Below are 23,393 nucleotides of genomic sequence, written 5' to 3'. Positions count from 1 at the left end.
AGCCGGCTACGACCGCCCTCGAGCGTACAGGGCAAGCCCGACGACGATCGCAGCCCCGACGAGGAGGATCCCGCTGACGACGAGGAAGGCGGCGGTCGCCGAGGACGCGTCGATGATCGCCCCGACCACTGCCGGGCTGATGACGGCGCCGAGGGAGAGACCCGTAAAGAAGAAGCCGAAGCTCTTCCCGGTCGAGCCCTCGTCCGCGAAGGAGTTCGCGAGTTTGTCCCGCGAAGGGAGGGCCATTCCGATGAGCAACCCCACGACCCCGAAGACCGCCAGGGCTGTCAGGTAACTCCCGTGGATCGCGACGACGGTGACCCAGATGCCGACGGCAGCCAGGCCGAACGCGCCGACGATGACGTACTGGAACGGGGCCCGATCGGCGAACGGGCCGCCGGCGATGACGCCGACTGCCGTCCCGACGAGGTAGGCCGTCAACACGGTGTTCGCGGCCGAGTCGCTGAACCCGAACGATTCGATCGCGAACACCGTCGTGAACGACTGGAGGGCCACGATGGCCATCATCGAGACGAGATAGAAGCCGCTGACGACGAGCAGTTCCGTCCTGAACAGCCCGCGCAGGCTCGAGGCGACTCCCGGTTCCGCGTCGCTCGTCGCGGACACCTCGGGCTCTTTGCGCGTTCGAATCTGGCGGCGATATACCGGCTTCGTCGCCACCAGCAGGACGACGGCGTAGGCGATCCCGAGCGCACCGACGGCCGGCAACGCGACGCGCCAGCCAAACTGGATGCCGAGCGTCCCGGTCAGGATCGGGGCGGCGGCGAAGCCGGCGAAGCCGCCGAACGTGTGCAACCCGAACGCCGACCCCTGGTTCGTCGCGTCGGTGACGCTCTCGAGCAGCGCGTAGTCGGCGGGGTGAAAGACCGACTGACCGACGCCGGAGACGAGCGCGAACGCGAGCAACGCCCCGTAGGTTGGCGCGAGGCCGGACAGCGCCACGCCGAGAGAGGTGACCACGAGGCCGGCGACGAGGATTCGCTTGGCCCCGATGCGGTCGACGACCTCGCCGATCGGGATCTGCAGGAGCAGCGTGGGGACGTAGATCGCCGTTACGAGCAGTCCGAGCTGTGTCGTCGTGAGCCCGAACTCTGCGCCGATCAGCGGAAACAGTGGTGGATAGGCGAGCAGGTAGACGTGCGAGAGGAAGTGAGCGACCGAAACCGCAGCGACGATCGTCCCCGTCTCGTCTCGTCGCAGCCACGTCCTCGCCCCTGCCTGTTGTTTGCTCGTCACGTGGTGGCTTCCCTCATGTTTCTCTACCTCGCGTGCGATGTGCGAAGGATGTTTCGGACGAACTGACTGTTGACGGATGGGCGACCGAACCGCGTGCGTTGTGACCGCCGTTGAGGACGCGGACCACTATCCTTTTCTCGCTGTACCGGTATCGTTGCGACGATGGAGCGACCGGTGACCGAGGCCGACCTCGCGTTCGAACACGTCCCCGAAACTGACCAGTCGTTCGAGAACGCCTTAGCGAAAGCCCGCAATGGTGACCGACTGACCGTCGACGACGCCATCGAGTTGCTGACGACAGGGACGGACGTCGAGGGGATCGATCGCCGGCGCAAAGAGCAAGTGCTCGAGGCCGCGGATCGTCGCCGCGCCGAGGTGGTCGGCGAGGAGGTCACCTTCGTCGCGAACCTGAACAACAACGTCACGACGGCCTGTAACGTCGGCTGTCTGTTCTGTAACTTCAAAGACTCCGCACACAGCTTCGAGCACGAGTCCGACGTCGAGACTGCGGGCTTTACCAAGACGCCGGCCGAGTCTCGCGAGATCGTCTCTGACGCCGTCGCCCGTGGCATCTCCGAGGTCTGTTCGGTCTCGGGACTCCACCCCGCGTTCGCACTCGACGACGAACACCGCGAACTCCTCGAGGCGCTCGACGACCCCTACCGCGAGGCGAACTACAAGCCACCCGAGGTGTACGCGAAAAGCCCCGGCACCTACGTCGACCAGATCGCAGCGATGGACGTCGACGGCGTCCACGTCCACTCGATGACCCCCGAAGAGGGCTATCACGCCCGCCGGGGTACCGACTGGTCCTACGAGGAGGTTTACCGTCGCTTGCGGGACGCCGGCCTCGATACAGTTCCCGGTACCGCCGCCGAGATTCTCGTCGACGAAGTCCGGGACGCGATCTGTCCCGGCAAGATCGGCACCGACGACTGGCTCGAGGCGATGGAGGCCGCCGCGAACGTCGGCCTCGGGCTGACGGCGACGATCATGTACGGCCACGTCGAAAACGATGCTCACCGCGCGATGCACCTGAAGCGCGTGCGGGACCTCCAGGAACGTGTCGATGGCGCGATCACGGAGTTCGTCCCGCTCTCGTTCGTCCACCAGCAGACGCCGCTTTTCGAACACGGCGTCGTCTCCGGCGGTGCGAGCACCGACGAGGACGAACTAATGATCGCCGTCTCGAGGCTCTTTCTCGACAACATCGAGCATATCCAGTCGTCGTGGGTCAAATACGGCGACGAACACGGCCTGAAAATGCTCCACTGCGGCGCGGACGACTTCATGGGAACGATCCTCTCCGAAGAGATCACGAAGCGAGCCGGCGGCGACTACGGTGAGTTCCGTTCGTTCGCGGCCTACGCGGAGTTAATATCCTCGATCGGTCGCGTCCCGGTCGAACGATCGACCGACTACGAACGGCGACGGGTGATCGACCCCGACGACCCGCCCGTAGGCCCACGTCTCGGCCCGCAGGCCGATGGCACGCCGCTGCTCTCCGACGACGAACGCGCCGACCGGGCCGTACTCGCGGACGACTAGACCCGGTGCCACGCGGCGTCGCGACCGTGGAGGGGTGAACTTTTGGTTCGGTCTGTCGTACCACTCTGCATGAACCACCTCGTCCCGATCGACGACGATCGCTGGCACCTCCCGAATCACGCCCACATCGTCGTCTACGACCGCGAGGAGGGCGACCGCGGTCTCCTGACGATCTACGACTGCGGCGCTGCTCAGAAACCGCCCTCAGCAACCCTCCTCGGCACGCTCGAGTCCGTCGAGGCCGACGCCGAAACCGAACCGCAGCCGACCGGCGAGATCGTCTCGCTTCGAACCGAAGCCGTCCTCGAGGAGACGTCGGCGGATCGGTACCGGATCGTCCACGCCTGAGCTATTTTGCGCCCGATCTCGAACGCTGTGACACTCGATCGACGTCACGTTCAGTGACGTAGAAGACGGACCGTATCGATGGGCTGAGACTTTGAGCGCTACTCTCGAGTGTGGCGTTCGATGATCGAAACCGATCGAAGAATAACGCGACGAAACCGACTGTCGCGAGTTAGATGTAGTCGATGCTCGGCGGGAGCTCGAGTTTCATGCCCTTGCGCTCGCGGATCTCCATGATCTTCTCACGCTGGAGCGAGTCGGACATGACCTCGAAGCCGGCGTTCTCCGTGTTCCAGGAGGCACGGCCTTCGGTCGCAGAGCGAATGTCGCTCGCGAAGCCGATCATCTCGTCGACGGGTGCGATACCCTCGACGACCATGAGGTCACCCTCCTGGTACATGTCGTCGACGCGGCCACGACGGCCCTGAATCTCACCGGAGGCGGCACCCATGTGGTCGTTTGGCACGTCGATGCGGGCGTCTTGCATCGGCTCGAGCACCTTGATGCGAGCGTCGATCAGCGACTTGTGGACGGCCTCACGCGTCGCCGGGATGACCTGTGCCGGACCGCGGTGGATGGTGTCCTCGTGGAGTTTGGCGTCGTGCAGTCGGATGAGCGTTCCCTGGACCGGCTCGTTGGCGAGCGGGCCGTTGTCGAGGGCTTCCTCGAGTCCCTCGATGAACAGCTCCATCGTCTCGTTTAGGTGCTGGATACCCTTCGTCTGGTCGAGCAGGATGTTCGAGCCGTGGATGTGCTCGACGATCTGGGCGTCGTCTTTCTCCATGCCGGCATCCATGAGCGCTTCACGGCGCTCGAGTTCGGGCATGTCCATCGTCGCCTCGCCCAGCTTGATCGTCTCGACGAGTTCGTCCGACAGCGGCTCGGCGGAGATGTAAAAGCGGTTGTGACGGTTTGGCGAGATGCCCTCGACGGTGTCGCTCTCGCGCTGGACAGCCTCGCGGTAGACGACGATCGGCTCACCGGTGTTGACCGGGATGCCCTGATTCTTCTCGATACGCTGGGTGATGACCTCGAGGTGGAGTTCACCCTGTCCGGAGATCAGGTGCTCGCCGGTGTCTTCGTTGATCGTGACCTGGATGGTCGGGTCCTCTTTCGAGACCTGGCGGAGCGTCTCGATGAGCTTGGGGAGGTCGTCCATCGTCTGGGCCTCGACGCTCTTCGTGATGACTGGCTCGGAGATGTGTTCGATCGACTCGAACGGCGTCATGTCCGTCTCGGAGACGGTCGAGCCAGCGATGGCGTCGCGCAGGCCGGTGACGGCCGCGATGTTTCCGGCGGGAACGTGATCGACTTCCTCGCGTTCGCCACCCATGTAGATGCCGACCGACTGGACGCGGTTTTTGCCCGCGGTCCCGGAGACATACAGCTCCTGGCCCTTCTCGAGGCTGCCCGAGAAGACACGACCGGAAGCGACCTCGCCGGCGTGGGGGTCCATCGCGATGTCGGTGACCATGAAGACGACTTCGCCGTCTTCGTCGACCAGTCGCATCTGCTCTGCGAGGTCGGATTCGGCGTCGCCACGCCAGATCCGTGGGATACGGCGGGGCTGTGCGTCGACTGGGTTCGGGAAGTGCTCACAGACCATGTCGAGCACGACGTCCGAAAGCGGCGTGCGCTCGTGGAGTTCCTGGCGCTTGTCCGCTCGCTCGAGTTCCATGATGTCGCCGAAGTCCATGCCGGTCCGCTGCATCGACGGCATCGAGACGCCCCACTTGTACAGCGCGGAGCCGAAGCCGACGGTGCCGTCTTCGACGGAGACGGTCCAGTCGTCGACGTCGTCCATGTCGTCGGTCATGCCGGCGATGAGTTCGTTCACGTCGGCGATGACCGAGATGAGACGCTCTTGCATCTCCTGTGGGCCTTCCTGCAGCTCGGAAATGAGGCGGTCGACCTTGTTGATGAACAGCGTCGGCTTGACGCCCTCGCGCAGTGCCTGTCGCAGGACGGTCTCGGTCTGGGGCATCGCACCTTCGACGGCGTCGACGACCACCAGCGCACCGTCGACGGCACGCATCGCACGGGTGACGTCGCCACCGAAGTCGACGTGGCCCGGCGTGTCGATGAGGTTGATGAGGTGGTTCGTTCCCTCGTACTCGTGGGTCATCGAAACGTTTGCGGCGTCGATGGTGATCCCACGTTCCTGTTCGTCTTCTTCCGTGTCCATCGCGAGCTGCTCGCCAGCAGTCTCGTCGGAGATCATGCCTGCACCCGCGAGGAGGTTGTCAGAAAGGGTCGTTTTACCGTGGTCGACGTGAGCGGCGATGGCGATGTTCCGGATGTTCTCCGGTTCGTCCATCAGCCGTTCACACTCTTGGACGATCTTCTTGCGTCGGCCCATATACACCCTGTTACCGCCAGCGGGGTCAAAAGGGTAGTGTTTCGTCCTCGGGCTGATCCGCCGTTTCCTCGGGTTTGACCCCTGAAATCTCTTTATTGAGTGAGTAATTGCCACACAGGATACTGGTGGCTGCCGTTGGTTCCGGACTCACCGGGTCACAACTCGTGACTCCCGGCGTAAGAGCCATACTGTCTCAACCCTTGGCATCTATACGCATGGACATACGAGTACAGGGTCCTGGACCCACGTCTCCCTTTCTCAGCGCTCGAGATCTCTTCGAGACCGAACACGACCTCTCGTTGCCGGTGTACGTCCAGTTACGCGACGACCCCGACGAGCGTACCTGGGCCGGCCACTACGAGGACCGACACGTCCTCAATATCTCAAGACAGGCCGCCTCGAGTGCGATGGCTCGCGAACTCGCTCTTCACGAGTTCTCTCACATGGCCAGATACGAGCAGGAACACCCGTCGCACGTCCAGTCCATCGAGGAAGTCCTCTACCTCGCGCTGGCCGGCAAACGCGTCGAGCGGCGAAAACTCGCCCACTGCCACCAGATCGCAAATCACATGAAAGACATCTACGCCGACGACATCACCCTCGCGGTCGGCCCCGGAGAGAAACTGCTCGCGTACCTCGAGTCGAGCCTCGCGATGGCGCTTGCCGACCGTCCCGAAACGCCCTCCCGGCCGGGCTTAAAGCGTCTCTCACCGAGTGCCGACCCCGAGATCACGGCCGTCAACGCCGCGTTCGCGCTGGCACTCGCCGAGCGTCACGACCTCGTCGACGACGACCACCGCCTGTACGACCTCGCGCGCGTCGCCGCGATGGACGCCCCCGGAATCGACTTCGAGGGCTTCAAGCGTCGGTTCCGCGAACTCACACACGATCCGGACTCGAGCGGCTATCGCCAGGTGCTCGTCGACGCGACGCGGTCGTACGTCGGCGGTGAGGGACCGGCGGCGGACTGAGTTCGATACCGGGTATCGATCGAGCGCTACACGACTATTGGCAGCTTTAGTACCAGTCTGTCTACACTCGACTGCGGATCAGCGCCCAGCACAGGCCATTAGCAGTCACTGTAGCGAGCTCGCCGGAGAAGCGGCGACTGCCCACACTCGTTCTGACCGGCAGTGCCGTCGCGTCAGTTGCCACTGTGAGTCACTCACTCGGGGAGTAACATGACGACCGACGTCGTGTTGTGGAACCCGCTGAGTTGTCCCCGTTCCATACAGAGTTCTCCGTACGTCTCGATCCCGGTAAACGGCACCTCGAGTTCGTCGGCCATCGCGTCGACGGCTTCGCCAAACGAGTCCTCGAGGATGATCGACCGGCAAGCGCAGTCGTAGACGAAGCCACCAGCGATCTCGCTCCGGCCAGCGTTGGTCACGGCTTCACGAGCAGTGTTCCGGGCCGACTCGATCTGGTCCGGTTTGGGACTGTGCATAACCCGCAGTTTCGTTCCATCGGGGACGCCAACCGGGAACTCGAAGTGGCCTGCCGTCGTCAAGGCCAGCCCTGGCCATCGGATCTTGTATCCGTCGTCGCTTGCGCCGCGACCTTCCTCGATGCCGAACTCGAACTCGGTTAGCAAGTCGAGTAACTCCCGACTGTCGTTTTCGAGGGCGTCGAAGTCGACGTTTCGGCCGCGCTCTGTGAGATACGGTTCGACGACCTCACGCCAGGCCTCGAACGCTGGCTTGCCGTCGAGTTCGAGGACGCGCCCGCCGTCCGATTGAGTCACTGTCAGTGGCTCCGAGATCGGTGTGTGGCCGTGGTCGACGCTGACCGTCGTCGGGGTCTTCGAGGCCAGCAGCCCCACGACGACCGCATCGCCGGCAACGGTCTCATTACAGAAGACGTGTGTCGCCTCCATCGCCAGATCGTCTCCGGCCGATCCGCCGACGAGACTCACGTCGTGTCCGAGTCTTCGCTGGGTCGCGACCGCGACCTGATCGCCGACGCCAGCGAGGCCATCGTGGAGGACGATTGCAGATCGGTGTGGGTAGCCTTCGACCGATGCCGGAAGCGAATCGATGGCCTCGTTGACTGCCGCGGCAACGCCACCTGAGAGGTCGGTTCCGACCCCGGTGAAAAAGCGGATGGTGTCACTTGCGACGAGCGCGACTGTGACGCCCCCGTTGGAACTCGCCTCCTCGGTGAACTCGCCGGACGACGACGCGCCGATCAGATCGACGTCCTCACCGACGACCGAGCGAATCCCCTCGAGTACGGCCTCGTAGTCGTACGTCGGCGAACAGAACACCTGCCCGAAGTCGACGCGCCCGTCGCTCTCGAGTTTTGCCGCCGCGCGCGTCGCCGCCTGTTTCCCGACCTCGAACCCGTCGTCGCCGGCGGCGATCCCACTTCCAAACTGCGTCGAAAGCCCAACATCCTCGACGTCGTCGTCGCTAAACTCGAACGTGGTTTGCTCCCTGTGGTCGGACGCCCAGTCTGCTGTTTCCGCGGTGGCACTCTCGTCGGAACCGGTTCCTGTCGTTCCGTCGATCTCCTCGGCCTCGGCTGCACTCGAGTTGTCGGCGGTTACCGACGTCGGTGCGACTGGCGGGCGTTCCTGTCCCGGAACGTCCTGGCGAGCCTTGTACATGTCGAGGGTGTCTCGAAGCCACGCCGCGTTCTCCGACAGTTCGCCTGCGCGCCCCGAGATCGTCGAGAGCGCGGCCGCCTGTTCTTCGGCCGATGCCGCGACGTTCCCCGAGAGCGACGACGTCCGGTCGCCGATCGTCGCTGTTTCGTCGATCAGTGCGACGACCTGTTGGGTCGACTGGGCCTGCTGGTCGCTCGCTGCGTGGATCTCCTGGACGCCGTTGTTGGTCTGCTCTGCGTACTCGGCGATCTTCTCGAGTGCAGTCAGCGCGCGATCGACGGCATCGGTGTGAGCCGCGATCATCGACTCGGCCTCGGTAACGGTCGCTGTCGTTTCCTCGGTCCGGGTCTGGATCCGGTCGAGTCGCGTTTCGATCGACTCGGCTGCAGACTGCACTTCGCCCGAGAGTGATTTGATCTCCGAGGCGACGACTGCGAACCCCTCGCCGCTCCCGTCCTCACTCGTTCCCCGAGAGGCTTCGATGTTGGCGTTCAACGCCAGCATGTTCGTCTGGTGAGCGATCTCGGCGATCATCTCTACCAGTTCGTCGATCTCGTCGACGTCCGCACGCAATCGTTCGATCGCCTCGACTGCCTCGGTCGACCCGGCCTCGATCTCTTCGAGCCCGTCGATCGCCGTTTTTGCGGCCTGTTTCCCGGCCCGGCCAGTCTGTGCAGTCTCTTCTGAAAGCGTCGCGACGTGTTCAGCCCGGCTCGCGATCTCCTCGATGTTCGACGAAAGAACGCTCATCTCGTCGGTGACCGCGTCTAGTCGCTGCGACTGGACCGACGCCCCATCTGCGATCTGCTGGACGTCGTCGCTGATCTCTGCACTTGCGGCCGTCACCTGTTCGACCCCGGCCATGAGCTCGTCACTCGAGGTCACCACCAGCATGACGAAGTCCTTGAGATGACGGATCGTCCCCTCGAGTTCGTCCATCATGGCGTTGAACTCGTCGGCGACCGACAACGGTGCCGCTTCGTCCGGCTCGAGTCGGTGGGCGAGCCGACCCGCCGCACACAGTTGCATCGCCTCTTCGAGCTCCGCTGTTTGTGCCTCCATCCGCTCGTTTTGTCCCTCGAGTCGGTTGACCGTTTTCTCGAGCTCTCGGGTGCGCTCACGAAGCTGGTGGTTCTCCTGCAGCGTCGACCCGACAACGTCGGCGACATCCTCGAGATCGTCGATCGATTCGTACGTATCGTCACCCGTCTCAACCGACTGTGCTTCAGTACGGAGCCGGTCGATCGTCTCGTCGATGCGGTTCCCCGTCCGATAGCCAAGTAGTGTTCCGGCGACGACGATCAGTGCGCCCCCGGCGAGTAGCCCCTCGAGACCCGCCAGCCAGCCGACGGCGACAACCACGGCCGCGACCCCGGCTGCAAGCACCCCAGTCCGTACGCCCGTACCCACCGCCGACGATCTACGCTCTACGCTCATGGCTCACGTATCTTGTCGCGCCACTATAGTTTCTAGCGATTGAAACTCTAGGTGCGTTTATTTTCTTGGTAACCGATGGGTGTTCCACAGAAGAAAACCCAGATCTCGTTCCTCGAGCCTGCAGCTTGCGTCTGGCTACCGTAACCACTGAACTCAGTGCTATCCGATCGCACGCCGGCGGTGTGATCGGTGTACAAACCGTTTCAGTTGGTCCTATCGTATCGACGACTCGAGTCCACAACCGGTGTGTCGATGGCGGCTGTCAGAGACCAGCTGCTAGACGGACGGTCGCGAAACAGAAGTAAAAACCGCGTTAGCGGGCAGCCGCCGCGACGCGCTCTTTTTCTTCTTTCTGACTGACTGCGTAGGTCTGGACGTCGTTGTTGGCTGCGCCGATGAGCTGGGTGGCGATAGCCTCCGAGACGGGCGTCGAGGACTTGAACGAGTCGTTGTAGACTCCCTCGGCCAGGAACTTCAGCGCCTGGTCGACCCGTCGCTGTGGGGCGACGTCGACGGCTTTGGGCACCGAGATGCCACCGTACTTGAGACGGACGGTCTCCTCGCGGGGGGCGGAGTTCTCGACGGCCGTCACCAGCACCTGAACGGGGTTCTCCTCGGTCCGTTCGTTGATGAGCTCGAAGGCGTCACGGACGTGGTTCAGCGATTGCTGTTTTTTGCCCGTGTTCTCTTCGGTCTGCATCAGCCGGTTGATAAAGCGCTCGACGATCGAGATCTGGGACTTCTTGAACTGCTTGTTGGCGTGTCGGCCGGCGGTGTGTGCGACCGGCGTGACGTTGACGTACCGTTCGGTCGACGGATCGGCGTACTCGATTTCGCCGATCTCCCAGGTGCCAAAGAGTTTCGCACCGACATCGGTTCCTCCTGCTGGGGCGTCTGGATCTGGTTGGTCTTCGGCTGCCATGGTTATCGAACGGGTTTCTCCGCGTTACCGCGAACGAGTTCGAGCAGCGCGACGCCGTTGACCTTGTCGACTTTGTAGTTGACGCCTGAAAGGTCCCCCATCGCACGACCCTTCGCCCCACCGATACCGGCGATGGTAACTTCGTCGTGTTCGTCGATGAACGAGATGGCGCCGTCACCGGGACAGAACGCGGTGACCTGCTTGCCGTTTTTGATCAGCTGCACTCGAACGCACTTTCGGATCGCCGAGTTGGGCTGTTTTGCCTCGATGCCGACTTTCTCCAGTACGATACCGCGGGCCTGTGGTGCGCCCTCGAGCGGGTCGGACTTCTCGCGAAGCCCACGGGCGCGGCGCGCGTAGTCAGAGTCGGACCACCGCTGGTTCTGGCGGTCCTTCTTCAGCTTGCGCGCGGCGTACTTGCCGTTTGCCATGGGGGTCGATATCCGTCGGAGCCACTTAAGCGACCCGTTTCGACTCGCCCGTTACGCCGCGAGAGCGCTCGAGGTACCCCGCTCGCCGAATCTGAGCCCGTTTCGCCGATCCGAATTACGGCCGGAGAATCGGTTAGCGTCTCTCGGCGGGCGAGAGGTTTCCGAACGCGCTGGATCTTCGCCGGTCGTTTCTCCGTTCGATGTGACCCCTCTCAGCTGGCAAATACAGGGATTTTGGCCTCGATACCTACGTTTTGACATCGTTCGTCGACCGATGTCTATCCTGACAGCCTCCCCTCGTAAGATCCAGTTGGCCGTTCCTGCGCTCGAGAGCGTGACGGCGAGGGCTGTCGTGTCTACAGCAACTGCACGTCGTCGATTCCGAAGTGTCGGTCGACGAGCCTTCGGACGGTCTCGATCGTCCGACCGTTCGAGCCGATGGCGACGCCGCGATCCTCGTCGGCGACCTCGACGTAGGCGACCGTATCGTCGTTTTCGCTAATCGTCACGTTGTACACTGCTGCAGGCGCGAACGCGTTCGCGACGAACGATTCGGCGTCGTCGGCGCCTTCGACGAGTCGAACCGGCCGCTCGACGCGCTCTTCGAACCGCTGTACTGTTCGGCCGCCGGGGCCGATCGCTTCACCCATCTGGCCGCTCGAGACGACGACGATCAGTCGGTCCTCGTCGCCGTCCGCGAGGACGCAGTCGATTCCGGTCGCCCCCGTTACGTCTTCGAACAGCGCGAGATACCGACGGGCGTCGTCGTCGAGGGTGACGTTCATCGATCAGTCGGCCTGGCCGCTGGAACTCGTCGATCCCATCCGGAGGTCGACATCGCCGGTGCCGAGTTTGATCGGCTTGCCGACGATGACGTTTTCCGTGACGCCGTGGAGTTCGTCGATCTCGCCGTGGATAGCGGCGTTGAGCAGGTGGTTGACCGTCACCTCGAACGCCGCACGCGCGAGAACGGACTCTTTCGAACCCGAGATGCCGTGACGACCGATCGACTCGATCTCGCCGTTGTTGGTCATGATGTCGGCGACGAGCATCAGGTGGCGTACGTTGACGTCGTCTAGGCCCTGCTCGGCGAGCGTGTTGTTCGTCTCCTCGATGATCGCCTCGCGGGCGGCCTCGATACCGAGGTTGCGGTGGATCTCGTGGATGTTGTTACACGTCGTTCGTGAGGCGTCGACACCCTCGATGTCGAGGACGTCGCCGAACGCCGACCCTTCAGTGTAGAGGATGAACTCCTCGGAGCCGTCGTCCATCTCTTCGCGGCGGATGACGACTCGTGTAATCTCTTCGATTCCCTTGAACGTGATGTCACGCAGTTCCTCGACGAGCTGGAGCAGGTCGCGATACGACGGCTCTTCTGGACCGAACTCGATCTGGGTGCCCTGTTGAACCGTGCTCACGCCGAGGTGGTCTTCGATCGTCTCGGCGACCTGTTCGGGGGTGATCATCCGCTCTTCGAGCGTATCCTGGTTGAGCGAGATCTGAACGCGCATGTCCGCGACGTTCGTCGAAACGTCACCCAGCGCGAGAATCTTCGTCGCCTCGATCTTCCAGACGACCTCGTGAGCCCTCTCGCGTTCGGTGGCGTACTCGTCCTCGAGGTGGACCGTCATCATCGGCGTGTCCGGCGTCTTCCGGGCGTCGACGAGCTCGATCAGTCGTGGCAGCCCCTGAGTCACGTCGATCTCTGCGACCCCTGCATAGTGGAACGTGTTCATCGTCAGTTGCGTTCCCGGTTCGCCGATCGACTGTGCGGAGACGGTACCGACGGGGTCGAGCGGATCGACTCGAGTGTCGACGTATCGCGTCTCGACCGCCTTCGCGAGTTCGTCGGCGTCCTCGACGGTCGCGTCGTCGCGATCTTCGAGTACCTCGTAGACCTCGTCTTTGAGCCGTCGGGGGAGGTCGCTGTCCTCGACGACCGCGATCATGTCGTCGGTGACGTCGTAGGTGATCTCAGTCATCGGAGCTCACCCCCGTTTCCTCGAGGAGTCGGTGGTCGGCGTGCTCGGAGAGGTTCGTCGGCTGTGGTTTCGAGCCGAGGAACTCGAGTCGGTCCTGTTCGGAGTCGAACTCGGAGTCGAGGACGCGATCGGCGATCGCTTCGACGTCGATCTCGTTGTCGTCGCCCGAAGAGACCTTCACCGGCGAGGTACCGTCTTCGCCGAACTCGAACTGGACGATCGTATCGGACGTATCGCGGACGGTACCGTCGTACTGCGTCTCGAGTTCCGACAGCGCGTTGATCAGCCGACGCTGGAGGTACCCGGACTTCGAGGTACGAACGGCGGTGTCGACCAGCCCTTCGCGGCCACCCATCGCGTGGAAGAAGAACTCCCGCGGGGTGAGCCCGCTGGTGTAGGAGTTCTCGACGAAGCCGTGGGCCTCCGCCGACAGGTCGTTCGGTTTGTAGTGACTGAGGGTCCGATCCTCGTAGCCGCGGTTGATCCGCTCGCCGCGGACTGCCTGCTGGCCGACGGCGCCGGCCATCTGTGTCAGGTTGAGCATCGACCCACGCGCACCGGAGTTCGCCATGACGACCGCCGGATTGTCGTCGTCGAAGTGCTCATCCGCAATGTTCCCCGCGTTGTCACGCGCACGCGAGAGCGTCTGCATGATCTTCATCTCGAGGGTCTCATCCAGGGTTCGTCCCGGCAGACTCTCGAGTTCGTTCCGTTCGTACGCCTCGATGAGCTCTTCGACGCGGTCGTAAGCGTCGTCGATCGTCTCGTCGATGCGCGCCTGGGCGTCCTCTGGGATGGTCTCGTCGTCGATCCCGATCGAGAACCCGAAGTGCATGATCGCCCGCATTGCGAGCGTCGAGACCTCGTTGATGAAGATCCGGGCACGGGTGTTGCCGTAGACCTTCGTGATCGTGTCGACGATCTCGCCACCGAACTCGCCGACCTCGTCTTCGGCGATCGTTCCCTCGACGAGCTGGCCGTCTTCGATGACGACGTCGTCGCCGATGGTGCCGGTGAACTCGAGGTCCATGTCGTCGGGCAGGAGCTCCGAGAAGACGTCGTGGCCCGTCCAGAACGGCTCGTCATCGTCGTCGATACCGCTGGGTTCTGGCAGTTCGTCGATCCGGGTCGCCCGCAGGAGGTCGAGCGCCTGCGTCTCGTTGAACCGCGGGTTGTCGTGGGTCAGCAGGTACGTCCCACTGATGTGGTCCTGGATGGCGCCGATGATGTTCTCACCGAAGCGTGGCGAGAGGATCTGTTCTTGAACGCGCATGAGCACGCGCGCCTCTGCACGAGCCTCCTCGTTCTGGAGCGCGTGCATGTTCATTTCGTCGCCGTCGAAGTCCGCGTTGTACGGTGGACAGACAACGGTGTTGAGCCGGAACGTCTTATACGGCATGACCACGACTTCGTGGGCCATGATCGACATCCGGTGGAGCGACGGCTGGCGATTGAAGATGACGATGTCGCCGTCGATGAGATGGCGGTTGACTTCCCAGCCGGGCTTGACTTTCTCTGCGAGCGCTTCGCAGTTCTTCTCGGTGACCTTCAGCCGGCGGCCGTCCGGCCGGCGTACGTAGTTTGCGCCGGGGTGGCCCTCGGGGCCGTTCGAGACGTATCGGCGTGCATCCGTTACGTTTCGCTCGGTGACGTTCATCGTCTGAGTCATCTCCGTCGCGACACGGTCGGGGACGCCGACTTCGTTCAGCGAAAGCGTCGGGTCCGGCGAGATGACCGTTCGGGCAGAGAAGTTGACGCGTTTTCCGGACAGCGAGCCACGGAAGCGTCCCTCCTTGCCTTTCAGTCGCTGAGAGAGCGTCTTGAGCGGACGGCCGGACCGGTGACGGGCCGGTGGCGTCCCCGAGATCTCGTTGTCCATGAACGTCGTCACGTGATACTGCAACAGCTCCCAGAGGTCCTCGATAATCAGCTGTGGCGCACCGGCCTCGCGGTTCTCCATAAAGCGCTGGTTGATCCGGATGATGTCCACGAGCTTGTGGGTGAGGTCGTCTTCCGACCGCTGACCGTTATCGAGCGTGATCGACGGGCGTGCCGTCACCGGCGGCACCGGGAGGACGGTAAGGATCATCCACTCCGGCCGGGAGCGATCCGAATCAATCCCGAGCACTTCGATGTCTTCGTCCGGGATCGCCTCGAACCAGTCGCGGATGTCACTGGGCATCAGCTTGTTCGTGTCCTCTTCCGTGAGGTCGATCCCAAGCGCCTTCTCGATGGCCTTTCGTTGACTCTCCCGCGGACGGAACGATCCCGAGAGGATCTCGTTGATCCGCGTGAGATCGATCTCGGTTTGCTCGGCGAGCTCGTCGGGTGTCGTCCGCTCGACACCCTCCTCCTCGTTGCCCTGCATGGCGCCTGCAATGCGCTGGGAGTACTCGCTCGTGAGGACCTGCTGGACCTCGTAGTACGTGGTTGGCTTTTCGTGTTCGATGTCGTACTGGACCTCGCCACAGAACGGACACTGATCTTTCTTCCGTGCCTGTCGGATCGCGGCCTTCGTCACGTCGTTCAGATCCCGACCGAGCTTGCGCGTCTGGTCGATCTGTCCGTGGAACTCCTCGCGTTCGTCCTCGGTCAACAACAGCTTCGAACAGCTTCGACAGGTTCCACGCAGTAATCGCCGGATGAGCTTCGTAAAGCCGACGTGAATCACCGGCGCGGCGAGTTCGATGTGACCGAAGTGACCGTTACACGACCCCGAGTGTTTCCCGCAGGTCTTACACTCGAGTCCGGGATCGATCACGCCGAGACGCGGGTCCATCAACCCCATGTCGATGGGGAAGCCGTCGTCGTCGTAGGTGTCGGCGGTGATGATCTTCGTCGCGCTCATCTCCCGGTACTCCTCGGGCTCCATGAGCCCGAAGTTGATCGTTCCGATGTCTTTTGGTGTGCTATTTCGCATGAGTTATACAGCGTCCTCGAGTTCCAGTCGCGGTGCGATTCCCAGGGCCTTCATCTCGTCTAAGAGGAGCTTGAACGCGTAGCTCATCTCGATCTCGTGGATGTCAGTCTCCTCGCCACAGTTCGGACAGTAGACCCGGCGTTGTTCGACGTTTTCGACCGCGCTCATCCCACAGCTCCCACAGACGTGGATGAACTCGCGGTCGGACTCGTCTAACAGTCGTTCTTTCAGTGTCATCGCGGCCCCGTGGCCGATGAACACGTCCCGTTCCATCTCCCCGATACGCAGCCCACCTTCACGGGCACGACCTTCGGTAGGCTGTCGGGTGAGCACCTGCACCGGCCCGCGCGAACGGGCGTGCAGCTTGTTCGAGACCATGTGATAGAGCTTCTGGTAGAAAATCACGCCCACGAAGATCTCGGCTTGCACCTTCTCGCCGGTGACACCGGAGTACATGACCTCTTTCCCCGCGGAGTCGAAGCCAGCCTCTTCGAGTCCGTTGCGGAGTTTCTCTTCGTCCTCGCCGAGGAACGGCGTCCCGTCGACGCGTCGGCCCTCGAGCGCGCCGAGTTTGCCGCCGATCATCTCCAAGATGTGTCCGACGGTCATCCGCGAGGGAAGCGCGTGCGGGTTGACGACGAGGTCGGGAACGACGCCCTCCTCGGTGAAGGGCATGTCCTCCTGGGGTGCGAGGTGACCGACGACCCCTTTCTGACCGTGTCGCGATGCGAACTTGTCCCCGAGTTCGGGGATCCGTTCGTCCCGAACACTCACTTTCGAGAGCTTCGAGCCGTCCTCGCCTTCCATCAGCGTGACGGTGTCGACGACACCGCTTTCTCCCGAGCGCATCGTGACGCTCGTCTCGCGACGCTTCTGGGGCGAGAGACCGCCCATGTCGTCCGGCTCCTCTAAAAAGCGCGGCGGACTCGTCTTCCCGAGCAGGACGCTGTTTTCGTCGACGACCGTCTCGGGGTTGACGAGGCCGTCCTCGTCGAGGTGGGTGTACGCTTCTTCACCGCGTGCCCCACGGACGTCCTGTGAAGGGATCTCGAAGCGGTCTTCCTGACCGCCGGGATAGCGTCGTTCCTCGCCCTCGTACGTCCGGAAGAAGTGCGAACGGGCGAGCGCGCGTTCGACCGACGCCTTGTTCATGACGAGCGCGTCCTCGATGTTGAACCCCTCGTAGCTCATCACGGCGACGACGAAGTTCTGGGCCGCTGGCCGGTCGTCGTAGCCGATCTGGTCGGTCGTCTGGGTCTTGACCATCGATAGCTGTGGGTAGTGCAGCAGGTGCTGGCGGGTGTCCGGCCGAATTCGGTAGTTGGCCGACGGCAGCCCCAGCGACTGCTTGATCATCCCTGCCCCCATCGTAATACGCGGACTCGCGTTGTGCTCGGGATAGGGGATCATTCCCGCACCGATCGAGAAGATCAGCGACGGATCGATCTCGAGGTGTGTGTGGTCTTTGGTCAGGTGCTCTTCGTCGACGGCAACGAGGATATCCTCTTCTTCTTCGGCGTCGATAAACTCGACGTAACCGTGAGAGACGAGGTCCTCGAACTCGAGATCGCCCGTCTGGAGCGCCTCGATCTCGGCTTCTGAGATGCGGGCCTCACCGTCTTCGACGACCAGCAGGGGTCGTCGGGCACGTCCGGCGTCGGCGTTGATGATCACTTCGCGGGTCCGGTCTTTCACCGACACGTTGACCATCTCGCTGACGTCACCGATGCGTCGCGCTTCTCGAATCTGTTCTGCGAGTTCGTTCGGGTCGGGGTGTGTTCCCACCAGTGACCCGTTGACGTACACCTTGGCTTCTCGCTGTTGGCTGCTCATGATTGATCAGTCGTCGGCCGGAGTCGTTCGGTCGATACTCTCGAGGCCCGGAATCCCCTCGACGCCCATCGACGCCAGTTCGCGTTTGAGTGCCTGTTCGTCCTCGACGTTCTGTGAGAGCTCGACCGCCTGTGCGAAGTTTTTCACGAGCCCACAGTTCGGCCCTTCGGGCGTTTCGGAGGGACCGATACGACCCCACTGGGTCGCGTGTAAGTCCCGCGCCTCGAAGTGTGGCTGCGAGCGCGAGAGCGGACTGCGAAGCCGTCGCAGGTGTGAGAGAACGCCCATGTAGTTCGTCCGGTCGACCAGCTGGCTCACGCCCGAGCGCCCGCCGACCCAGTTGCCCGTCGCGATCGGGTGCTCTAAGCGCTCGGTGAGCACGTCAGACCGGACGACGGTGGAAACCGAGAGGGTCCGGTTTCGCATGTTGGCTCGCTCGAGCTGGTATTTGACGTCCCGTGCGAGTTTGTTCAGTGCCGTCCGGAAGAGGTCTTTCATCAGATCCCCCGACACCTTCAGGCGTTTGTTCGCGTAGTGGTCTTTGTCGTCGGAGTCACGTCGCCCGAGTGCGAGTTCGAAACAGGCCTCTGCCATCCGACAGAGATAGTGGGCCTTGTTGATCCGGACGTCCTCTTCGTCTACACCGTCTTCGTGGAGGTGTGGCAGCAGGTAGCGGTCGATCACGTAGTTCGCCCGCTTGAGCTGGTAATTTTTGCCCTGACCGGAGGCAACGCGTTTGCCGAGGGTCTCGATGGCCTCTTCTTCGGTCTGGACCTCGGCTTCCTCCAGATTCTCGAGCATGTACTTGACGACCTCGGGATCGTTCGAGACCTTGTGGACGATCTCTTCGTCGGATTCCAGCCCGAGCGCGCGCACGAGCGTTACGAAGTTAATCGAGCCGGAGACCGAGGGGAACGAGACCTCGAGCAGCCCGTTTCGCGTCCGCTCACAGAGGACGAGTGCACGGTAGCCACGGCGCTGACTGAAGGTCTTTGCGACCTGAATTTCGTCGCCGTACTTCGTATCGTACTCCGCAAGAATCTTGTTCGGTGCGAGGTCCTCGCTGGTCATCAGGACTCGCTCGGAGCCGTTGACGATAAAGTAGCCGCCGGGGTCGGCGGGATCCTCGCCGATCTCGATCAGTTCCTCGTCGGAGAAGCCGGCGATGTTGCATTTATCCGAACCGACCATGATCGGCATCCGACCGATCTTCGTCTCCGTTGAGTCGACGACGCGCTGGTCGCCCTCTTCGCCCTTAACGATCGACATCTCCATGAACACCGGCGCGGAGTAGGTGATGTTGCGCAGTCGGGCTTCCTGTGGGTACAGCAGCTCCTCGGAACCGTCGGCCTCGCGAACGCGGGGCGTGACGACGCGCACGTCGCCCAGTTCGACGTGTACCGGCTCTTCGCCTTCTTTGTCGCCGATATCCGTATCGATCGTTGCCTTCTCGTCGACGACCTCTTGCATCCCTCGGTTGAGGAAGGCGTTAAACGAGCGATAGTGATGTTCGGCGAGTCGATCCCTCGAGAAGTATTCGCGCGAAATGTCCCGTCGTGTGTTTCTGTCGAGTTCCATTGCCATTTATTCCACCACGAGTCGGTATACGACGGCTCGGTCGGTCGTTCGTGAGTCGCGAACGATCTCGATGACGTCGTTGACCTCCGCGTCGTCCGGGAGGGCGGGGTCGTTGCGCTTGATTTTCGGCAGGTCTGTACGGTCGATGTCGTACTCCGTGAGCACTTCCTCGAGGTCCTCCTCCTCGAGGACGGTGTGCTCCGGAACGAGTTCGTGTTTGCTTACGTCTACCATGTGTCGATGTGCGTGTGGGCTATCGGGAGAGAAGTGGCTGTCACGAGATACTACAGACAGTTATCGGGGGGACGCATTTAACCGTTACTAACTCGATCCACAAGCACAGCTAACCGCCCGGGCTGACCTGACCGGGAGGTCCGATCACGTGTGCCAGTACCCGACTATCGGTTAAATTCCTTGTGGGTCGTGGTACGCTATGACACTCTGGTGGCGCGAAATCCGCTCGAGACCGTCGCTCGAGGTCCCAATCGTGGCCCGTCCCACCCTACCAAACGGTGGTCGATTGGAAAGTCTTAATACCCACACCCGGCTACGAAGAGTTGCAAGCCCGGGTGGTGTAGTGGCCCATCATACAACCCTGTCACGGTTGTGACGCGGGTTCAAATCCCGCCTCGGGCGTTTTCCGATACTCAATTCCCACGAGCGGTCAGCATGCTGGCCACGAGTATTCCGAGATCGAAAAATGGGTGGAGCGAACGCAGTGAGCGGCACGATCGTGGTTCAAATCCCGCCTCGGGCACCTTCTCGTAATTTAACTTCGTGAACGACCGACACGCTGCGCTGTCTTGTCTCTCGTGCCCCTTCCAACGCGATCGTCTCCTGCGTCCGAAAATTGTTAGTGAGATATACTGTGTCCGGAACCGATAACATAGCCGACACCGGAACAAAACCCTTAATACTCTCTCCTGAAAACGAAGAGTTGCAAGCCCGGGTGGTGTAGTGGCCCATCATACAACCCTGTCACGGTTGTGACGCGGGTTCAAATCCCGCCTCGGGCGTTTTCCGATACTCAATTCCCACGAGCGGCCAGCGTGCTCGCCGCGAATATTCTGAGATCGAAAAACGGTACGAGGGATTTGAGCCTTGACAGTCGCGCACAGCGAACGAAGTGAACAAGCACGTCTGGCTCCGGTTCAACTCCCGCCTCGAGCACCTTTCTAAAAATTCGGCTTGATCATAGGATAGTGTCTACCAGATTTTTCGAGTCTTACTTCTCAAACATTCCATCGCTACCGTCGGCTCGTTGGACTGGCTCCGAATCCATCTCGAGTGCCCCAGATCCGTTTCGTATACGGTCGATCAGTTGCCTTTCTCGGACAGGGAGATCCAATTTCTGGATGCGTCGTCTGGTACGGGCGACCGTTTTAATTGGAAGAGGCAGCACCTACAGTCGTGCGAAATTCGAAAGCGATCGGAGACGAAACGGAAGCGAGAGCGATCACGACCCTTATTGTCGCCGGCTACAGCATCTCAGTCCCGTTTGGTGATAACGACAAGTACGATCTCGTCGTCGACGACGAAGGCGACCTATACCGGATTCAGTGTAAGACTGCCTGGACGAACAAGCCGGAGACGATACGATTCAATACGCACTCCCAGACGACGAAGAACGGACGGTATCACGAACAGACGTACGACGGTGAGGTCGACGCGTTCTTCGTATACTATCCGGCTAATGAGACGTTCTATTGGATCGATGCTGCCGACGCGACCGAACAGAAGATGGAACTTCGGTTTGAGGCTCAGATCGACCATCCTTCGATAAACTGGGCACGGGCGTACGAATTCACCGGTACAATCCCTCGATGATTCCGCGCACCGACCGCTTACGCTTTGCCAGGCTATCGGCCGGTGAACGCTAATCATTTAGTGTACTGTCGAACATTCATCGGAACACGACGTTTAGTCGTCCTGTGATTTCCGATCGATCATGTCACAACCGATCACCGTCCTCGTCGTCGACAATGAACCCAGCTCTGCAGAACTGGTCGCCGAGATGCTCGAGCGCGAACGCGACGTGCTCGTCGTCGAGTCGGCGACGAGCGGCCTCGAGGCACTCGAGCGCATCGAGAAGCGGCCAATCGACTGTATCGTCAGTGACTACGAGATGCCCGAGCTGTCCGGACTCGAGTTACTCGAGCGAGTCCGTGAGCACAATCCGGAGTTGCCGTTTATCCTCTTTACGGGCCAAGGGTCGGAAGAACTCGCGAGCGAAGCGATTGCAGCAGGTGTGACCCAGTACAGCCAGAAAACCACCGGGAGCGAACAGTACGCGTTGCTGGCGAACCAGATTACGAACGCAGTATCTCAGTACCGGACGAAATCCGCGCTCCGGGAGAGCGAGCGTCGATACGAGAAGACGGTGACGACGCTTCACGAGGCGACCAGGACGTTGATGCGCGCCGAGACGAAAGCCGAAATCTATCGGCAGGCGGTCGAGACCGCGAGTGACATTCTCGAGACGCCAGTTGCCGTGGCGTACGCGTTCGATCCTGGGGCTGGCTCGCTGGAACGTACTGCCTCATCGGCTCGGGAGCCCGTCGATTCGGCTTCGTCGTTCGAACGCGGGGAGGGACGAATCTGGGACGTGTTTTCGACGGGCGAGAGCCTCACGGTCGACGGTGGCGACGCGATCACGGGGCCGGTGAGCCGAAGTGAACTGCTCGTTCCACTAGGTGCTCACGGAGTCGTCGTCGCGGGTACGACGGCACGCGATGGGTTCGACGAGCCGATAGCGGAGCTGTTCTATGTGCTTGCGGCCAACACGGAGGCGGCGCTGGATCGGGCCGAACGCGAACACCTCCTTCGCGAACACGATCGGACGCTCACCCGAAAAAACGAGGAACTCACGCGACTCAATCACATCAACGAAATCGTTCGGCAGATCAATCACGGAATCGCACAGGCGTCATGCCGTTCTGAGATCGAGTCGACGGTCTGTGACCGGCTGGCCGACACCGACCGCTACCGGTTCGCTTGGATCGCTTCGAGCGACGACGGGCTCTCTGAACCACGGGCCTGGGCTGGCGTCGATCCCTGCTATCTCGACCGGATCGGCGACGACGACCGAGCACCCGAAGGAGCGCTGATCGAGCAAACGCTCGCGCGTAAAGACGTCGAGGTCGTCCGGAACGTCCTCGAGGCCGACGGCTGGGATCGACGACGGACGGACGCCTTGACCTACGGCTTTCAGACGGTAGTCGCGGTCCCACTCACCACCGGTAAACAGCAGTATGGGGTCTTGCTCGTACATCTCGGCGGTGTCGACTCGCTCGGCGACGGCGAGTACGAGGTGTTCGCGGAACTCGGCGAGACGATCGGCCACGCGATCCGGTCGGTCGAGCGGACGCGCGCGATGCTCACCGACAGCCGCCTCGAGATCGAACTCGAGTGTCGTGACGATCGACTGTTGCTCAACCGCCTCGGCGAGCACGTCGACGGCGGCGTGACCGTCGAGGGGTTGATCGACCGAGACGGCACGACGGTCGCGTTCGTTAGTGCCCCGTCGGCGGTCGATCTGCCCACACTCATCGACGACCGTGCGGCCGTAGAGTCGGCGTCACTCGTCTCTGAGGGTGAAGACGAACGGCTGTTCGAGCTGACGCTGGCGTCGATGCCCATCGTCGATGTGTTACGGTCGTACGACGTTCGACTGCGGACCGCACGGGCGAACGCCGGGAGCGCGACGCTCGTCCTCGAGGTGCCACAACCGACCGAGACGCGATCGCTCGTCGAGGCGGTTTGCGAGGAGTATCCTGCGACGGAATTGGTTGCCAAACGGGAGACGTCGCGGACGCGATCGGCTCGTCAGCTCGACACCTATCTCGAAGAACGACTCACCGACAGGCAGCTCGAAGCGTTACAGGCGGCTCACTACAGCGGGTTCTTCGAGTGGCCGCGTGCGAGCACAGGCGAGGAGCTGGCCGATGCACTCGACGTCTCGGCCCCGACGTATCACTATCACCTTCGGGCGGCCGAACGAAAGCTCGTCTCGCTTGTCTTCGACTCCCCTCTAGATGATTAGTACACTCTAGCTGACTATACTAAACAGTTAGAAACTACGTTTAATCCTCTTCCCCCCATAGGATGCAATGGCGATTCGCGATAGACTGTCGCCACCCCCCAATCCCCCACCCCCACTTTCGGATACCGCTT

General features: G+C 62.0%; 16 protein-coding genes and 2 tRNA genes. 7 read left to right on the top strand and 11 right to left on the bottom strand.

Annotated features, from left to right (window positions below; translation table 11 throughout):
* Positions 1–6: 6 nt before the first annotated feature.
* Complete coding sequence (locus tag AArc1_RS17285; protein WP_161958304.1) at positions 7–1,257, bottom strand: MFS transporter; 1,251 nt, start codon at positions 1,255–1,257, stop codon at positions 7–9.
* 162 nt (positions 1,258–1,419) lie between these two features.
* Between AArc1_RS17285 and cofH the strand changes: the two genes are divergently transcribed.
* Entirely contained in the window at positions 1,420–2,805 is a 1,386-nt protein-coding gene (gene cofH, locus AArc1_RS17280; RefSeq protein ID WP_117365522.1) for a 7,8-didemethyl-8-hydroxy-5-deazariboflavin synthase subunit CofH, read from the top strand.
* A 69-nt stretch (positions 2,806–2,874) separates the two neighbouring features.
* Positions 2,875–3,153 (top strand): hypothetical protein, encoded by a 279-nt coding sequence (locus AArc1_RS17275; RefSeq protein ID WP_117365521.1) that lies wholly within the window; start codon positions 2,875–2,877, stop codon positions 3,151–3,153.
* Between the two features lie 169 nt (positions 3,154–3,322).
* Here the strand turns inward: AArc1_RS17275 and AArc1_RS17270 are convergent, their stop codons facing one another.
* Positions 3,323–5,509, bottom strand: coding sequence for an elongation factor EF-2 (locus AArc1_RS17270; RefSeq protein WP_117365960.1), 2,187 nt, complete (start codon positions 5,507–5,509; stop codon positions 3,323–3,325).
* 215 nt (positions 5,510–5,724) lie between these two features.
* Between AArc1_RS17270 and AArc1_RS17265 the strand changes: the two genes are divergently transcribed.
* The gene (locus tag AArc1_RS17265) at positions 5,725–6,480 is read left to right on the top strand and encodes a DUF5781 family protein (protein ID WP_117365520.1); all 756 of its coding nucleotides are present in this window, start codon (positions 5,725–5,727) and stop codon (positions 6,478–6,480) included.
* 194 nt (positions 6,481–6,674) lie between these two features.
* Here AArc1_RS17265 and AArc1_RS17260 read toward each other — a convergent pair whose 3' ends face one another.
* The 9 genes from AArc1_RS17260 to AArc1_RS17220 all read right to left on the bottom strand — a co-directional run bounded on the left by AArc1_RS17260 (position 6,675) and on the right by AArc1_RS17220 (position 19,454).
* Positions 6,675–9,554: an FIST N-terminal domain-containing protein gene (locus AArc1_RS17260; RefSeq protein ID WP_117365519.1), complete on the bottom strand. Its 2,880-nt coding sequence runs from the start codon at positions 9,552–9,554 to the stop codon at positions 6,675–6,677.
* Positions 9,555–9,867: 313 nt separating this feature from the next.
* Complete coding sequence (locus tag AArc1_RS17255) at positions 9,868–10,476, bottom strand: 30S ribosomal protein S7 (RefSeq protein ID WP_117365518.1); 609 nt, start codon at positions 10,474–10,476, stop codon at positions 9,868–9,870.
* Between the two features lie 2 nt (positions 10,477–10,478).
* Positions 10,479–10,907, bottom strand: a complete 429-nt coding sequence (locus tag AArc1_RS17250) for a 30S ribosomal protein S12 (RefSeq protein WP_086887596.1) — start codon at positions 10,905–10,907, stop codon at positions 10,479–10,481.
* A 356-nt stretch (positions 10,908–11,263) separates the two neighbouring features.
* The gene (locus tag AArc1_RS17245) at positions 11,264–11,692 is read right to left on the bottom strand and encodes a NusA-like transcription termination signal-binding factor (protein ID WP_117365517.1); all 429 of its coding nucleotides are present in this window, start codon (positions 11,690–11,692) and stop codon (positions 11,264–11,266) included.
* Positions 11,693–11,695: 3 nt separating this feature from the next.
* Positions 11,696–12,889, bottom strand: coding sequence for a DNA-directed RNA polymerase subunit A'' (gene rpoA2, locus AArc1_RS17240; RefSeq protein ID WP_117365516.1), 1,194 nt, complete (start codon positions 12,887–12,889; stop codon positions 11,696–11,698).
* On the bottom strand, positions 12,882–15,809 hold the full coding sequence (locus tag AArc1_RS17235; RefSeq protein WP_117365515.1) for a DNA-directed RNA polymerase subunit A': 2,928 nt from the start codon (positions 15,807–15,809) through the stop codon (positions 12,882–12,884). The genes rpoA2 and AArc1_RS17235 overlap by 8 nt, the downstream gene beginning before the upstream one ends.
* A 3-nt stretch (positions 15,810–15,812) precedes the next feature.
* A complete protein-coding gene (gene rpoB, locus AArc1_RS17230) occupies positions 15,813–17,642 on the bottom strand; it encodes a DNA-directed RNA polymerase subunit B (protein ID WP_117365514.1) in 1,830 nt (609 codons plus the stop codon).
* A 6-nt stretch (positions 17,643–17,648) separates the two neighbouring features.
* Positions 17,649–19,226, bottom strand: coding sequence for a DNA-directed RNA polymerase subunit B'' (locus AArc1_RS17225; RefSeq protein WP_117365513.1), 1,578 nt, complete (start codon positions 19,224–19,226; stop codon positions 17,649–17,651).
* Positions 19,227–19,454 carry a DNA-directed RNA polymerase subunit H gene (locus tag AArc1_RS17220; RefSeq protein ID WP_117365512.1) on the bottom strand — a complete coding sequence of 76 codons (228 nt, stop codon included), beginning with the start codon at positions 19,452–19,454 and terminating at the stop codon, positions 19,227–19,229.
* Positions 19,455–19,783: 329 nt separating this feature from the next.
* Between AArc1_RS17220 and AArc1_RS17215 the strand changes: the two genes are divergently transcribed.
* From AArc1_RS17215 to AArc1_RS17200, 4 genes are all read left to right on the top strand, one after another.
* Positions 19,784–19,856 (top strand) — tRNA-Asp (locus AArc1_RS17215).
* 307 nt (positions 19,857–20,163) lie between these two features.
* Positions 20,164–20,236 (top strand) — tRNA-Asp (locus AArc1_RS17210).
* Between the two features lie 394 nt (positions 20,237–20,630).
* Positions 20,631–21,047: a group I intron-associated PD-(D/E)XK endonuclease gene (locus AArc1_RS17205; RefSeq protein ID WP_117365511.1), complete on the top strand. Its 417-nt coding sequence runs from the start codon at positions 20,631–20,633 to the stop codon at positions 21,045–21,047.
* A 121-nt stretch (positions 21,048–21,168) separates the two neighbouring features.
* On the top strand, positions 21,169–23,262 hold the full coding sequence (locus AArc1_RS17200) for a bacterio-opsin activator domain-containing protein (protein ID WP_117365510.1): 2,094 nt from the start codon (positions 21,169–21,171) through the stop codon (positions 23,260–23,262).
* Positions 23,263–23,393: the final 131 nt, after the last annotated feature.

Source organism: Natrarchaeobaculum sulfurireducens, from assembly GCF_003430825.1.
In the GTDB taxonomy this organism is placed as follows: Archaea; Halobacteriota; Halobacteria; order Halobacteriales; family Natrialbaceae; genus Natrarchaeobaculum; species Natrarchaeobaculum sulfurireducens.
This window is presented reverse-complemented; position numbering and strand designations above follow the sequence as displayed.